This window comes from Alcanivorax sp. MD8A, from assembly GCF_002888555.1.
Taxonomy (GTDB): domain Bacteria; phylum Pseudomonadota; class Gammaproteobacteria; order Pseudomonadales; family Alcanivoracaceae; genus Alcanivorax.
Genome location: NZ_AQOQ01000022.1, coordinates 1 through 14,640, shown reverse-complemented (window position 1 = coordinate 14,640; position 14,640 = coordinate 1). Strand labels below are relative to the sequence as shown.

The following is a 14,640-nucleotide window of genomic DNA, read 5'->3' as shown; positions in this document are numbered from 1 at the left end:
AGAACGGGGCCTTTGGCCCCGTTTTTGTTTGCGCCATCCACCCTCCCGATTCCTCCCTCCTGTCCCGAAACATCCGCTTTCACTTTAAAACTCTGTTGCACTTTCGTGGCCGAAATGCCCCCTTGGCGTATACGCAAGAACCCCATTCACCTGTACCCTGACCGGCTAGTCACCAATTTGGGCTTGGTACAGTCCCCGGGAGCCTCATGTCCGCATTACCCGTTATTACCGCCATGGGCGGCATCAATGCCGCAGGTCGCAGCGCGCTGCATTTTGGCTACCAGCGCCTGGTCATCGACGCCTTGGCGGAACCGGCCCGACAGGAGACCCTGACCAGTCTGGCTCGCCTGACCGGACAGACCCCGGACGCCCAACTTGCCAACACCCTGATTCGTGCCCTGCCCGCAGAGCACCGCCTTCATGCCGCCATCAGCGGCACCAGCGACATTCCCATTACCCTGGAAATGCGCAACATGGATCTGCCTGACTCGCTACCCGCTGGCTGGCAGGTCACCCCCATCGACAAGCGCCGCAGCAAGGTCACCCTGCCTGCGGGGCTGAACCTCAATGTGCCCCACGATGCCCCCCGTCGGGTCAGCGCCGCGGGACAGCTCCCTGATGGCTTCGATCCCGGTGCCCTGTATGCGTCACGCAGCCACCCCCGAGCCCTGCAAATGGCGATCTTCGGGATCAGCGATACCCTGGGGGATCTGGGGATGGACTGGGCCGCTGTGGCCAGCAAGGTGCGCCCGGACCAGGTCGCGGTATACGCCAGCAACGCCATGTCGCAAATGGACGACTATGGATTGGGTGGCGTGATGCGTTTCCCGCCCAATGGCCACCGCATTACCTCCAAACAGGTGCCATTGGGGCTGGGAGAGATGACCGCCGATTTCCTCAATGCCTATGTGCTGCATTCTGTGGGCACCACCGGCGGCATGCTCGGAGCCTGTGCCACCTTCCTGTACAACCTGGAAAAAGGGGTACAAGCCATTCGCAGCGGCAAGTGCCGGGTGGCCATCGTGGGCACTAGCGAAGCCCCGTTGGTGGCAGAAATCATGGAAGGCTACCGCGCCATGGGCGCACTGGCAGAAGACCAGGATCTGGCCGCACTGGATGGCGCCAGCCAGGCGGATGTGCGTCGTGCCTGCCGCCCATTCTCCGCCAACTGCGGTTTTACCATGGCCGAGTCCGCCCAGTTCACTGTGCTGATGGACGATACCCTGGCTCTGGAACTGGGCGCAGATATTCTTGGCGCAGTGCCGGATGTGTTTATTCATGCGGACGGGGCCAAAAAATCCATCTCCGCTCCCGGCGTGGGCAATTACCTGACCATGGGCAAGGCCGCCGCCCTCACCCGCCAACTGATCGGCGAGCGGGGCCTGCAGCAACACAGTTTTGTGCACGCCCACGGCACCGGCACCCCGCAGAACCGGGTGACAGAGTCTGTCATTCTGGATCGTACTGCGGCCGCCTTCGGTATCGAAAACTGGCCCATTGTCGGCATCAAATCCTATGTGGGGCATTCGCTGGGCAGCGCCGGGGGTGACCAGCTAGCGGCGACACTGGGCAGCTTCGCCCACGGCATCCTCCCGGGTATTCGCACCATCGATCATATCGCCGACGACGTGCACCGCCAGCACCTGAACTTCTGTCTGGAGCATCAGCAGCAGGATGACCTTCAGGCCAGTCTGATCAATTCCAAGGGGTTTGGTGGCAACAACGCCACCGCCGTGGCCCTGTCTGGGTCCGTCACCGAAGCCATGCTGCGTCAGCGCCACGGCGACAAGGCCATGAGCGCCTGGCAAAGCGCCAGAGACACCACCCTGGCCAGCAAAGCGGCTTACCGTCACCATTGCCTGACAGAAGCCCCCGCCCCCGTGTACAAGTTCAACGAGGGCGTCATGGGGGATGAACAGGTCAGCCTCACACGTGACGCCGTACAACTGGCCGGCGGTGATGCCATGGCCTTTGATGACGATGCCGGGCTAAGGGAGTTTCAGCTGGACCGCTGAGGCTCTGCAGAACAAGGGAGCCTCTGAATAACGCCTCGCATGCTCAGCCTTTCAGGCTGGAGCGCACATCTGCTGCACACTCCAGGCCGCGCTGAGTACGCAGGGAGTAATTCAGAGGGTCCCAAGATCTTGCTGCCAACCCCGCACCGCCCTAAAGTGCCGGCATGACAAAAATCAAACTCGCGCTGCTGGCGCTGATCGCGGTCATTGCCGCCACCGCCCTCTGGCACCGGTATAAGCCGCTACCCGGCGGGCTGACCCTGCATGATGGGCCCCTGCCGGCCCATAACCTTGCTTTGCTGGTCGACGACACCTGGGAAACGCCTGACGGCCAGCGCGGCATGCGCCAGGCCATTTTTGACGACATCTTCCGTCTGATCGAGCAGGCTCAACGGCTGGTGCTCGTGGACATGTTCCTGTTCAACGATTTCCAGGGCGCCGACGACGACAATCACCGCGCCCTGTCCCGGGAACTCACTGACGCGTTACTGGCCAAGCGTGAGCAACAAGTGCCAGTGGTTCTGATCACCGACCCCCTCAATACCCTTTACGGCGGACTGCGCAGCACGTCTCTGGAACAACTGAAACACGCCGGGGTGACCGTTGTGATGACCCCGCTGCCAGCACTGCGTGATTCCAACCCGGGCTGGTCTGGTTTGTGGCGCCTGTGCTGTCAGTGGCTTGGCAATGATATCGATGGGGGATGGCTGCCCAACCCCATGGGGGATGGCAAGGTAACCCTGCGCAGCTATCTGGCCCTTCCCAACTTCAAGGCCAACCACCGCAAAACCCTGGTTGTCGACGAAGGCAGCGACTGGACCGCGCTGGTCACCAGCGCCAATCCCCACGATGGCAGCAGCGCGCACAGCAACATCGCCCTGCGCTTCAGTGGCTCCTCTGTAGGCGCCGTGGCACACAGCGAATGGAAAATTGCCGAACTGGCGGGCATTACCCTTCCTCCCCGGCCCGCCATTCAGCCCACACCGGCGATTGATCACAACACCACACTGGAGGTCCTCACCGAGGCGGCCATCCGCGACGCCTTGCTGGACACTATCGCCCGCAGCAAAGACGGTGACGCGCTGGAAGTGTCTGTCTTTTATCTGTCCCACCGTCCGCTGATCGAGGCCATCAAAGATGCGCACCAACGCGGCGTCCAGGTACGGGTATTGCTTGACCCAAACAAGGATGCCTTTGGTCGTGAAAAGAACGGTATCCCGAATCGCCCCGTGGGGGCCGAGTTGCACGAAGCAGGAATCCCGCTGCGCTGGTGCAATACCCAAGGCGAACAGTGCCATACCAAGATGTTGATGTGGCGCAACGCGCAGCACGCAGAGCTGATCCTTGGCTCGGCCAACTTCACCCGCCGCAATCTGGATAACCTGAATCTGGAAACCAGCGTGAGACTCACCGCCCCTGTCACACACCCGGTCATGGTCAAGGCGACGGATACCTTTGCCCGACGCTGGGAAAACCGTCGCGGTGAAACGCACAGTACCGACTATGCGACCTATGCGGATGAGCGTCTTTGGACATACTGGCTCTACCGGGTCATGGAATTCACCGGTATCAGTAGTTTCTAGCAAGACGGGCACCCCTTGCCGGAAAGGCATACACTGGAATGACCAGATCAGGTTGCGACAGGGAGTCCGACATGACGGTTCCAGATCTTGCAGGCTGTTGAAAAGCCCCTTGCATGCTCAGCGTGACCTGAAGGGTGCAGCTGTTGTGTTTTGTCGCGACGGACAGGGTGGTTCCCTTTCCTAGCGATAAAGCGCAGCAGATGGGCCCTTCAGGTCGCGCCCTCCGGGTCTTCCAGGCTGGCCCGCACTCGTTGTTGCGCTTTTTCGATGGATGGACATACACCATCAAAAGCGCGCCTAGATTGCGAACCAGCCTGAAAGACTGAGCACGCAACGGGCTTTTCAACAGCCTGCTAGACACGCTTGCAGCAACCCTTCGCGAGACCAGTGATGAGCAGGGCGCACAGCTCCTGGCCCGACTGGAAAGCGACGACATTCAGGCCGTTCTCGGCCAACTTCCCGCAGAGAAGGCTGCCTCCGTGGCGGCCCACCTCCTCGACAATCAGCCTCGCCGCATTCGCGATACCCATGCCGCCATTTCCGGGGTTGAGAAAAGCATCAGCGAGCTAATGACCCCGGCCCCCGCCATCCTTCCCCCCGAGAGCACTGCCGCAGAAGCATTGGCGTTTCTGGTGAAAACCAAGGACATCGCCGACATCACCTACATTTACGTGACAGACAACCAAACGCTGGTCGGGGTGGTCGTGATGCGGGATCTGATTCTCGCCAAGCCTGCCCAGACCCTGGCAGACATCATGATCGCTGAACCGTTCGCCTTTGCGCTGGACACGCCGATCCGGGACGCCATTTCCGAAGTACTCAGCCGCCACTATCCGTGCTATCCGGTGGTGGATGCTGACGGCACGCTGATCGGCATTGTCAGAAGCTGGAAACTCTACGAACGTATCGCCGCCGAGATCAGCGGCCAGGCAGGCGCTCAGGTTGGTGTGGCGAGAGAAGAGCAGATCAATACCCCGATACTCTCCGCCTTTCGCATGCGTCATCCCTGGTTGCAGGTCAATCTGTTAACGGCCTTTGCCGCGGCGTTTGTAGTCGGGCTGTTCGAAGACACCATCACCCGTATTGTCGCGTTGGCCGTGTTCCTGCCGGTACTGGCGGGCCAGAGTGGCAACACCGGATGCCAGGCCATGGCCATCACATTGCGAGGGCTCACTCTCGGTAAGTTACGCGACTACCCGGTACACCGTTTATTGCGAAAGGAAATCCTGCTCGGCGCACTCAACGGCGTGCTTTCCGGGGCGGTCGCCGGCATTGCCATGACACTCTATGCGCTGGCCACTGGCGCCACGCAACCGGTGATGCTGGGGGTTGTCATTATCGTGGCCATGACGGGGGCCTGTATCGGTAGTGGCTTGTTCGGGGTGCTGGTCCCCTTGACGCTGAAACGCTTCGGCGCAGACCCGGCCACCGCCAGCAGCATCTTCCTGACCACCTTCACCGACATCCTCGGTATGGGGCTGATGTTGCTGCTCGCCACCACCCTGATCAGCTGACACTGAGACTATTCGGAAACCGCCTCGTTTTGAGGTGGCCTCTGCTGGAACCAATACAGCCCACTGACCGCGCCATTCACAAGCCAGGCGGCAGCGATCAGGCCCCCCGTCATCGGCCAGTGCCACGCCAGCGGGAGGCGCTCGGTACCGGGAATCGCGAGCAGGAACATCGCGGTTTCCATGGCGGCCAGCAATAGCGGGGCGATGATGCGCGCCAGATAATGCAACTCGATACCCAGCCAGCGCAGCATGGCGGCGGCCATCGTCAGCCCCAGCCAGATCACAATCAGTCCACCAATGATGACCGCCATCATGCGTCCTCTCCATTCTGCACGCCATACAAGGCGTCGCGGCCGTGCCGTACTTCCATGCCTTCCCGGACCTTTTTGGTCAGGCCTTTTACCACCAGCGCATAGGAGTGATCTATCATTCTTTCGATCTCGCCCACCGGGATAGAACCGTCCAGCCTGACGGTGTTCCAGTGCTTCTTGTTCATGTGATAACCGGGCAACACCGCTGCAAAAATATCACGCAGTGCCAGCGCCTGGTCCGGGTCACACTTGAGATTCATGCGCCCTTCTCCCTGCTCTTCACCCAGGGTGGCAAACATCTTGCCCCTCACCTTCATCACCGCCACATCAGGCCCGAAAGGATAGTCTTCCATCGCTTCGGGCTTGCCGAGGAGATATTGGCGAGCGGTATCAACGTCCATGTCCACCTCCACAAGGCACGAGCTATGAGCTATGAGCTATGAAGAGCAAAACCCGCACCGATTCGCAGCTCCACGATTTTCGCTGTTAACTATTCACTGTTAACTGTTAACTGCCTTCTCAGATTTCCCGCGTCTCACGGAACAAGATATCCGGATGCCGCTCTTGCGCCAGCTGCAGGTTGACCCGGGTCGGGGCCAGATAGGTCAGGTGGCCGGCACCGTCACGGGCCAGATTATCATGGGCCTTGCGTTCAAACGCAGCCATCTCTCGCTCACTGTCCGCTTCCACCCAACGGGCGGTGGCCACACTCACCGGCTCATAGCGACAGTCAACACCGTACTCCCCTTTCAGACGGGCGGCGACCACATCAAACTGCAGTGTTCCCACCGCTCCCAGAATCACGTCGTTATTGCGCAGCGGGAAGAACACCTGGGTCGCGCCTTCTTCGGCCAGCTGGGTAAGCCCCTTATGCAGCTGCTTGCTTTTGAGCGGATCATTGAGCACCACGCGCTGAAACAGCTCCGGTGCGAAGTGGGGAATCCCGGTGAAGTTCAGATCTTCGCCTTCAGTGAAGGTGTCGCCAATCTGGATCGTGCCGTGGTTATGCAGGCCGATGATGTCACCGGAAAACGCCTCTTCCACATTGTCACGCTCGCCCGCCAGAAAGGTCAGCGCATCGGCAATACGTACATCTTTACCCGTGCGCACCTGCTTGAGCTTGATGCCCTTTTTGTACTTGCCGGAACAGATGCGCATAAAGGCCACCCGGTCTCGGTGCTTGGGGTCCATGTTCGCCTGGATCTTGAACACGAAACCGGTCATTTTCTCTTCGGCAGCCTCTACCGTCCGGGAGGTCGCATCCCGCGGCTGGGGCGGCGGCGCCCATTCCACCAGGCCATCGAGCATATGGTCGACACCGAAGTTACCCAGTGCAGTACCAAAAAAGACCGGTGTCAGTTTGCCTGCCAGGAAGCGTTCCAGATCGAATTCGTGGCTGGCGCCCTGCACCAGCTCAAGGGTATCGCGCAGCTCTTCGGCGTAATCAGCGCCTACTGCAGCATCCAGCTCGGGATTGTTCAGCCCCTGGATCTCGCGCACGTCCTGCACGGTGTGGCCCTGCCCGGTTTTGTACAACACCGTGGTGTCGCGCAGCAGGTTGTAGACCCCCTTGAAACTTTTGCCCATGCCGATGGGCCAGGTGATCGGCGCGCACTCGATATTGAGCACGTCCTCGATTTCATCCAGCACCTCGATACCGTCACGGACATCCCGGTCGAGCTTGTTGATAAAGGTAAGAATCGGCGTATCCCGCAAACGACAGACTTCCATCAGTTTGACGGTTCGCTCTTCTACCCCCTTGGCGGCATCGATCACCATCAAGGCGGAATCCACGGCGGTAAGGGTTCGGTAGGTATCTTCCGAGAAGTCGGCGTGCCCGGGGGTATCCAGCAGGTTGACGGTGGCGCCCTTGTAAGGGAACTGCATGACCGAGGTCGTCACGGAAATGCCCCGCTCCTTCTCCATCTCCATCCAGTCAGAGGTGGCGTGCTTGCCGGACTTCTTGCCCTTCACGGTACCTGCGCTCTGGATCAGGTTTCCGTACAGCAGCAGTTTTTCGGTAATGGTGGTCTTACCGGCGTCCGGGTGCGAAATGATCGCGAAGGTGCGGCGCTTGGCCACCTGGTCTTGCAGGCTCATGAAGCGGGTCTCTGACTGGCAATTTCGAGGGCGCGAGTATAGCAGCCTTACGCCCCTGTCGCAGCGCGATCAGACGATGCCCGAGCCTTTCAGCTGACGCTGGCGCATCAGCAGGTACAGCGCGAAACCCACCGCCACACCGGGCACGATCCCCAGTACAAGGGCCAGCCAGCCCCCGCGAATCTGGTAGCGCTGGCGCTCAAACAGCACCCAGATGGCCAGAATCACCCAGCAAAGGATTACATCCGTGGCATAGCCAGCCGCAAAGGGATTCACGAAGCCGGCGGCGAAGGCCCCAATGATATCCGGGTTCTCCAGCAAGGGCGGGCCCGCCAGCACCAGCAGTGCGCCACAAAAGATCAGGGCCACCATGATCAACAGGCGGCGAAAAAGCGTTTCTGACACGCGCATTCTCCCTTGGATCCATCCAGTCAGTGCTGCCATGGTTGGCAATTTGTGACAGCCTGTCCAGCTTTTACGCTTTTCCGGTGCCACCGGATTGGGACTCCTTGCCGGCAGTGCTAGAGTGAGACTTTCACTTTGCTGATGGACCCCTGCCATGAACCTTGTTGCCCGACTATCCTGCCTGCTTACCCTGGCGTTGCTGCTCACTGCCTGCAGCCAGAATCCGGACACCGGCGAAGCCCGCAAGGTACTGGAAGCAGAACTGGAAAACGCCCACCTTGCCGAGCTGCTGGAAATTGCCGCCGTGGAGAAACACAACGGCTACGAAGATGGCAACGGCCTCTACACCATCGAGGTGAGCTACGAACTGGAAGCCCGGGAGAGTCTTTCGGACTATGCGAATCAGGTGAAAGCAGACGAAAGCCTGTCAGGCATGGACCGCTTCGCCATGATCATGGCTCTCAGCGCCCTGCGGGTGGAGTACGGTAATTTTCAGAAAGGCGACACCTTTGAGGAACAGCGCGTACTGACCTTCCGGGAAACCGAAAAGGGCTGGAAGGTGGTGGAGTGAGCTAGCGACAAGAGACACGCTTCAAGCTACAACGCGTGGGAGGCCGTACAGGGGATTCTGACACCTCGCCTCGCGCTGCCAGCCAATATATAGCCGCACCCAAGGTGCGTTTTTTTGTGCACTCGCATTGTTGGTCAGCCTGCAGAGACAGTCCGGGTACCCAGCATGACCCTCCCTTGTTGGAGCCCCCGCCGAGCGCAGCGAGGCGACAGAAGGGAGGTCATTCTGGAGACCTGTGGAGCTCGTTAAGGGCTGATCGAGATGAGCTTCTGGGATCCTTTTGGTCGCCTAGGGGCAGATCGGTTGCACGCCGTGTTTTGCATTCGCTCTGGAATCTATACCTCGCTTGGGCTCGGTTCGCCATGCGAGCATGGTTATTCGCTTCGCTCACCACTTCGGGGCCGCACTACGTGCGTTACTTCGCTACGCTACGTTCCTACAAAGTGCTCAGGTTATTTATTTGCGCCGAACTCAACGATCTGGAAGGCATTTCCGTTCTTCTTAAAAAACGCGGGAACTATTTTGGATTTTGCCTTCCAACCAAGCGTAGCTCACAGCTCACAGCTCACAGCTCACAGCTCACAGCTCACAGCTCACAGCTCACAGCTTGTAGCTATCACTTATGCCCGCCTCCCAGCAGACATTGCATCAACACCGCATGCTCGTGGCCATCCCCCTTGCGGTAGTAATTCTTGCGGATCCCCGTTATCTCGAAACCCAGCGAACGATACAGCGCCTGGGCGCTGACGTTGCTTTCGCGCACCTCCAGGTACATCACCGTCATGGCATCACCGCAGGCGGCATCCATGGCCTGTACCAACAACCGTCGGGCAATGCCGCGCCGTAGCCAACGCGGGGCAACCACGATGTTGAGTACATGGGTTTCATCGAGAATACGCGACAGGATCAGAAACGCGACCAGCTCATCGCCGATCGTCACGACCTGACACAAATAGTTGGCATTATCCAGGCAGTCCCGGAAGTGGCTGCGGCTCCAGGGGGTAAGCTGGCTGGCCTCTTCAATGGCCAGCACCGCGTCCAGATCGTCCCGTTCCATGGCGCGGATGACCTCCGGCCCGAGGGGAAGCTCAGGTGCCGTCAAATCCGTGTTCCTGCATCGCTTGCCAGCTGGCTTTCTTGTGCGTGGCGGGATCTTCCAGCATTTCGCTGAGCGAACTCACTACCAGAGCCTTGCGCCCACCCAGATCAAAAGCCTGGTAGCGCGGTTGCGAAAACAGCGCCTGATTGAGCGACTCGGGTAACAGCATCAGCACACGACTCCCCCCTGCTTGCGCCGAAAGCCCGGCAATAAAGGCCGCCAGCGCCTGGGCCGCTTCATCCGCCTGCATGGGCTGATCGGTCAGCGGGCAGTAAAAACGACGGGGACGGCCGGGGCGCCCCTGGAACAGGGCCAGTAAGCTGGCCATCAAGGGAGCCTCAAAACGTCCGAGCCCAGGCGCCTGACTATCTTCCTGGGCACACAGCAACCAGGTGTCTGAGCCCTGATGGGCTTCCAGCGTGAACGTGAGTCCCTTGCCTTGAACAGGGACCGGTTTCTGGGGCGCAGGGGCGTCAGCGGTTGCCGCCACCGCTTTCGGTTTGGGGGCCTCTTGAAGGGAATCCTTCAAGGACACCGAAGGCGCCGGGGACTGGTGCGCAGGGGCCGGGTCCACCGGATCAGACGATGCCGGCGTTGCCGCAGGGGAGGCAGAATTTTCGGTCTCGTCTTCCCACTCCAACCACGGACTCGGCGCGGCACCGGGTAGTGGCGCACGGGCCACCCAAGGCGTCAGCCCCAGGGCCTGCAAGTAACTTTGCCGGTAAGCTTCATTCATGGGGCGATTCCTCGGTGCTGACACCGTTGACGCACCCCACTATCACGCCAGGAATATTCATACGCCGTCAGCGGCCTGCGGGTGAGCACGCTCGAGACCCGCGGCGAAATGATTCAGGGCATTCAGGTAGGCCTTGGCGGACGCGGTGATGATATCGGTGTCGGCACCATGACCGTTCACGATACGCCCTCCTTTTTCAAGACGCACGGTCACCTCACCCTGGCTGTCGGTTCCGGCGGTGATGGCATTGACCGAGTACAGCTGCAGGGTACTGTGGCTTTGCGCCATGGATTCGATGGCCTTGAAGGCCGCGTCTACGGGGCCAGCTCCAGTGGCCGTGGCCATGGTTTCCTGGCCAGCGATGTTCAGTACCACACGTGCTTCCGGGGTTTCACCGGTACGCGCCGTCGCCTCCAGCAGCACCAGCTTGTAATGCTCTTCTTCTGCTGCCTTTTTGGTATCGCTGACCAGTGCCTGCAGGTCCTCGTCGAAGACTTCGTGTTTCTTGTCTGCGAGATCCTTGAAACGCTGGAAGGCTTCGTTCATGGCCGCTTCGGAGGCAAAGCTGATACCCAGCTCGTCCAGACGCGCCCGGAACGCGGCACGGCCGGAATGCTTGCCCAGCACCATGCGGTTGGTGTGCCAACCCACGTCCTCAGCCGACATGATTTCGTAGGTTTCGCGGTGTTTGAGCACGCCATCCTGGTGAATACCCGATTCATGGGCAAAGGCATTGGCGCCAACGATGGCCTTGTTCGGCTGCACCGGAAAACCGGTAATCTGGGACACCATTTTGGAGGTCGGCACGATCTCGCGGGCATTGATGCCCGTGTCCACGTTGAACAGATCCTGACGGGTGCGCACCGCCATCACAATCTCTTCCAGAGAGGCGTTGCCCGCTCGCTCCCCGAGGCCGTTGATGGTGCATTCCACCTGACGCGCACCGGCCTGGACCGCAGCCAGGGAATTGGCTACCGCCAGCCCCAGGTCGTTGTGACAATGCACAGAGAAAATCGCCTTGTCCGCATTCGGAATACGGGTGAGCAACTGCGCAATAGTGTCACCAAACTGCTCCGGAATCGCGTAACCCACGGTGTCCGGGATATTGATGGTGCGGGCCCCGGCGTCAATCACTGCTTCGATGATACGGCACAGAAAATCGATTTCAGAACGGCCGGCATCCTCACAGGAGAATTCCACATCGGCCATATGGTTGCGCGCATGTTTCACCGCGGCTACCGCATGTTCAATGACCTGATCCGGCGCCAACCGCAGCTTGTGCTGCATGTGGATCGGGCTGGTGGCAATGAAAGTATGAATCCGCCCGGACTCGGCCCCGGCCAGCGCTTCGGCTGCGCGGTCGATGTCGGCTTCCTTGGCCCGCGCCAGGGAGCAGATAGTGGACTCGCGAATGGTATCGGCAATGGCCTTGACCGAATGAAAGTCGCCCTGACTGGCAATCGCGAAACCGGCCTCGATGACATCCACCTTCATGCGTTCCAGCGCTTTGGCAATGCGCAGCTTTTCGTCCTGGTCCATGGTGGCACCAGGGCTCTGCTCTCCGTCACGGAGGGTAGTATCAAACACGATCAGGCGATCTTTGCTCATTGTCGTCTCTCGCAAAATAAGGGGCAGCCGGGCTCGCTTTGAAAGTGAAGAGCTTCAAGCTACAAGCTACAACGCGCGGACCGCCATCAGGTTTTGTCAGGCTGGAGCCGCGCTCGGAGCCTGGGGCGCGGACGACAGACCTCTTAATGTGCGGCAGCCTCCTTCCGCGTTGCAGCTTGTAGCTTGTAGCTTACCCCTAATCGGGCTTCTGTAATGGTGTTTAGTCTACACCAGTCGCAGGGCTCTCAACACGGCTTCGCGCAGGGCCTCCGCAACCTCGCGCCCCTTGATACCCTCAGCCAACCGCAGGGTCTTGCCGTCTACCTGGGCCTGCAGACTCAGATACTCCGTCTTGCGTCCTTCGCTGGTGCTGCTCATGCCGGCATGAAGGCTGATCTGCTCTGCCCGGAGCAACCGTCCCTCTCGGCGATAGAGGGGCAGGCCCAGCCAGCGACGAACGATTTTCACCTCACTGCCCCGGACCCACACCTGGAGGCTACGCCCCAGCGTAAAGAGCGTGCTAAACACAATAAGATAGCCGATCAGCGCAAATATGCCCCCCATAAAGTAAAGCATGACCCCCTCCGACGCCGCCGCCACGAGCAGGCCAGTGCCGACACCGGCAAAAATGCCGCCAAAGACCAGCAAACCCAGCTTCATGGGGAGATGGCGCCAGGCCCGACTTTCCAGATACAAACCCTGCCCGGTCTGTTCCACCCGAATCTGCTCATTGGCAGACTGCAGTGCCTGTAATTCGCGGTCCCGTTCGTCAGCGTCCACATGGGCTTCCGGCAACTGGTAACGGCTGGAACTACTGCCCGCCGCTACCGGTATTTCCCAGCTACGTTTGAGCTCGCGCCCCTCCACATCCCCTTCAAGGGCCACTCGCCAGCGAATCCAGTCCTGCCTGCCGGTCACACTGCGCTCGCGATCACGGGTCACTGGTTGATCGGCAGGCACATCAAAACAGAACTGAATATCAGTGCCGTTCTGGGCAGGCCGACACCAGGCCCGCTGACGGGTCTGCCAAAGCACGTCCTCACGGGTCTTGCGATCCTTGCCCGAGCCGCTGTAGTAACAACGCACGCAACTCAGCCAGATGGTCAACGCTGCCTGGTCGGGAAGGGCACGCCCCAGATGCACTTGCCCGCCAACCTGACCACCAGCGTGGCCCGGCTCAGGGTCCAGCACCAGAGGCGTTGGCCCGAAGTGACGGAAGTTCTGGCGCATTTTCCAACCGGCCAACGCAATCCCGCCCCCCACCATGGGGAACAACAACACCAGCACAATGGCATAATCCCCGCGGCTGACCTCTTTCCAGATTTGCAGGTACGCAGGGGAAGGCAACAGGATGAAAATGGCGCCGAAGCCGATCATCAGCCAATGACCGGATTTTTCCCGGCTGCCATAGCGGCCAGTGGCCTGAGTCTGTGCTTTTTCTTTCACGCCACGACGCATCAAAAAAATGATGCCGCCACCGACCAGCGCAAAAACGCCGCCAAACGTCAGACCGAACAGCAGCGAGCTCCAGCGAAAGGAACGATCCAGGTAAGCCTGTGCCGGATCAGAAGGATTCACCCAGGCCATTACCGTACGATTGCGCGAGCGGGCATGATTAAGCTGGCCCGAAAGGCTTTGCCAATAATCATCGAAGTTGTCGTAGCCACTGTACTGGCTGATCCGGGTACTGGTGTAAGTACGCCCCAGATAACGATAGCGGTAGGATCCGCTCACTGAATAGGTCGTAGAGCCGTCAGAGCGACTGGTGAGCAGCTCACTGCTTAACACCGTGGCAGGCACCCGTTCCCAGAACCCTGATTGCAGGTAGCGAACCCCGGGCAACACCGCCACATAAACCATCACTGCCAGCCCGGCGAAAAGGAAAATCCCGCCGAACAGATAGCCCCCTATTCCCCCCCGTTGGGACGTCTCACTACTATCACTGTCGTTGTTGTTCTTTTTGTCTGGCAACACACGCTTTCCCCCATAGCAGCCCCCACAACATCATACCGGACACGGCCCCATAGAGATGGGCATTGACATACACACTGCCATCAATCCAGTTGTGCAGGTAATTGATGTCATAGCCCGGGCTATGCTCACTGAACAGACGCCCGGCAATGATCAACAGAACCAAAGAATGCAACCACGGATTGCCCCGCCAGCCCAGCAACAGGCACAGCACCAACAAACCGTGAAGAATACCGGACAAGCCGACGTAATAACGCAGCTGGCTATCCAGGCCATACAGAGCCAAACCTGCCACAAGGCTGCAGAACCCCAGCCAACCCCAGAAACGCCAGCGGTCCAGCAAGTCCGTAAAAAACACACCGCACAAGAGCAACCCGGCCAGATTCAACAGCAGGTGCCAGACATTCAAGTGCACCAGATGGCAGGTCACAATCCGCCATACCTGGCCCTGCTCTATCGCTGCACGATCAAATTCCAGCCAGGGGTTCGCCCACTCATGCCCCACACCCAGCACCGCCAGCACCACCATAAAGGCGACGAATTGGGGGCGAAGTTTTGTATCTCTGGGTTGCATGGGGAGTCCGGCAAAACGTGAAGGGACATTAAGCCACAAGCTACAAGCTACAAGCTACAACACGACCCTTGATCGTTGCCACACGGCAGACGTTCCAGCCGCGCCGCCAACGACCGGTTCGCGCCTGTGAGCTGTGAGCTGTGAGCTGTGAGC

General features: G+C 59.7%; 13 protein-coding genes. 4 read left to right on the top strand and 9 right to left on the bottom strand.

Going from position 1 to position 14,640, the window contains the following annotated elements; all coding sequences use genetic code 11:
* The first annotated feature begins 206 nt into the window (after positions 1 to 206).
* The 3 genes from A15D_RS11935 (at position 207) to A15D_RS11925 (ending at position 5,112) form a co-directional block, all read left to right on the top strand.
* Positions 207 to 2,015, top strand: coding sequence for a beta-ketoacyl synthase (locus A15D_RS11935; RefSeq protein ID WP_102792124.1), 1,809 nt, complete (start codon positions 207 to 209; stop codon positions 2,013 to 2,015).
* 164 nt (positions 2,016 to 2,179) lie between these two features.
* Positions 2,180 to 3,598, top strand: coding sequence for a phospholipase D family protein (locus A15D_RS11930; RefSeq protein WP_102792123.1), 1,419 nt, complete (start codon positions 2,180 to 2,182; stop codon positions 3,596 to 3,598).
* Positions 3,599 to 4,077: 479 nt separating this feature from the next.
* Positions 4,078 to 5,112, top strand: a complete 1,035-nt coding sequence (locus tag A15D_RS11925; protein ID WP_199175897.1) for a magnesium transporter — start codon at positions 4,078 to 4,080, stop codon at positions 5,110 to 5,112.
* Positions 5,113 to 5,120: 8 nt separating this feature from the next.
* Here A15D_RS11925 and A15D_RS11920 read toward each other — a convergent pair whose 3' ends face one another.
* From A15D_RS11920 to A15D_RS11905, 4 genes are all read right to left on the bottom strand, one after another.
* A complete protein-coding gene (locus A15D_RS11920) occupies positions 5,121 to 5,426 on the bottom strand; it encodes a hypothetical protein (protein WP_233192218.1) in 306 nt (101 codons plus the stop codon).
* Positions 5,423 to 5,824 carry an MmcQ/YjbR family DNA-binding protein gene (locus A15D_RS11915; RefSeq protein WP_031226859.1) on the bottom strand — a complete coding sequence of 134 codons (402 nt, stop codon included), beginning with the start codon at positions 5,822 to 5,824 and terminating at the stop codon, positions 5,423 to 5,425. Before A15D_RS11915 ends, A15D_RS11920 begins: the two co-directional genes overlap by 4 nt.
* A gap of 118 nt (positions 5,825 to 5,942) precedes the next feature.
* Complete coding sequence (gene prfC / locus A15D_RS11910) at positions 5,943 to 7,523, bottom strand: peptide chain release factor 3 (RefSeq protein WP_102792121.1); 1,581 nt, start codon at positions 7,521 to 7,523, stop codon at positions 5,943 to 5,945.
* 69 nt (positions 7,524 to 7,592) lie between these two features.
* Positions 7,593 to 7,934 (bottom strand): DUF2834 domain-containing protein, encoded by a 342-nt coding sequence (locus A15D_RS11905; protein WP_233192217.1) that lies wholly within the window; start codon positions 7,932 to 7,934, stop codon positions 7,593 to 7,595.
* 148 nt (positions 7,935 to 8,082) lie between these two features.
* Here A15D_RS11905 and A15D_RS11900 point away from each other — a divergent pair, with 148 nt between their 5' ends.
* Positions 8,083 to 8,499: a hypothetical protein gene (locus tag A15D_RS11900; protein ID WP_102792120.1), complete on the top strand. Its 417-nt coding sequence runs from the start codon at positions 8,083 to 8,085 to the stop codon at positions 8,497 to 8,499.
* Between the two features lie 616 nt (positions 8,500 to 9,115).
* On the opposite strand, the gene rimI is transcribed toward A15D_RS11900, so the two are convergent.
* The 5 genes from rimI to rrtA all read right to left on the bottom strand — a co-directional run bounded on the left by rimI (position 9,116) and on the right by rrtA (position 14,487).
* The gene (gene rimI, locus A15D_RS11895) at positions 9,116 to 9,601 is read right to left on the bottom strand and encodes a ribosomal protein S18-alanine N-acetyltransferase (RefSeq protein ID WP_233192216.1); all 486 of its coding nucleotides are present in this window, start codon (positions 9,599 to 9,601) and stop codon (positions 9,116 to 9,118) included.
* Positions 9,588 to 10,334 (bottom strand): hypothetical protein, encoded by a 747-nt coding sequence (locus tag A15D_RS11890; protein WP_102792119.1) that lies wholly within the window; start codon positions 10,332 to 10,334, stop codon positions 9,588 to 9,590. The genes rimI and A15D_RS11890 overlap by 14 nt, the downstream gene beginning before the upstream one ends.
* Before the next feature lie 57 nt (positions 10,335 to 10,391).
* On the bottom strand, positions 10,392 to 11,942 hold the full coding sequence (locus A15D_RS11885) for a 2-isopropylmalate synthase (RefSeq protein ID WP_022986266.1): 1,551 nt from the start codon (positions 11,940 to 11,942) through the stop codon (positions 10,392 to 10,394).
* 225 nt (positions 11,943 to 12,167) lie between these two features.
* The gene (locus A15D_RS11880; RefSeq protein ID WP_233192215.1) at positions 12,168 to 13,916 is read right to left on the bottom strand and encodes a DUF3592 domain-containing protein; all 1,749 of its coding nucleotides are present in this window, start codon (positions 13,914 to 13,916) and stop codon (positions 12,168 to 12,170) included.
* Complete coding sequence (rrtA, locus tag A15D_RS11875; RefSeq protein WP_102792118.1) at positions 13,882 to 14,487, bottom strand: rhombosortase; 606 nt, start codon at positions 14,485 to 14,487, stop codon at positions 13,882 to 13,884. Before rrtA ends, A15D_RS11880 begins: the two co-directional genes overlap by 35 nt.
* Positions 14,488 to 14,640 lie beyond the last annotated feature (153 nt).

Coding starts and splice junctions, on each gene's coding strand:
- rrtA (WP_102792118.1), bottom strand. CDS start 14,487: ATGCAACCCAGAGATACAAAACTTCGCCCCCAATTCGTCGCCTTTATG.
- A15D_RS11930 (WP_102792123.1), top strand. CDS start 2,180: ATGACAAAAATCAAACTCGCGCTGCTGGCGCTGATCGCGGTCATTGCC.
- A15D_RS11915 (WP_031226859.1), bottom strand. CDS start 5,824: ATGGACGTTGATACCGCTCGCCAATATCTCCTCGGCAAGCCCGAAGCG.
- A15D_RS11935 (WP_102792124.1), top strand. CDS start 207: ATGTCCGCATTACCCGTTATTACCGCCATGGGCGGCATCAATGCCGCA.
- A15D_RS11900 (WP_102792120.1), top strand. CDS start 8,083: ATGAACCTTGTTGCCCGACTATCCTGCCTGCTTACCCTGGCGTTGCTG.
- A15D_RS11885 (WP_022986266.1), bottom strand. CDS start 11,942: ATGAGCAAAGATCGCCTGATCGTGTTTGATACTACCCTCCGTGACGGA.
- A15D_RS11890 (WP_102792119.1), bottom strand. CDS start 10,334: ATGAATGAAGCTTACCGGCAAAGTTACTTGCAGGCCCTGGGGCTGACG.
- prfC (WP_102792121.1), bottom strand. CDS start 7,523: ATGAGCCTGCAAGACCAGGTGGCCAAGCGCCGCACCTTCGCGATCATT.
- A15D_RS11905 (WP_233192217.1), bottom strand. CDS start 7,934: ATGCGCGTGTCAGAAACGCTTTTTCGCCGCCTGTTGATCATGGTGGCC.
- A15D_RS11920 (WP_233192218.1), bottom strand. CDS start 5,426: ATGATGGCGGTCATCATTGGTGGACTGATTGTGATCTGGCTGGGGCTG.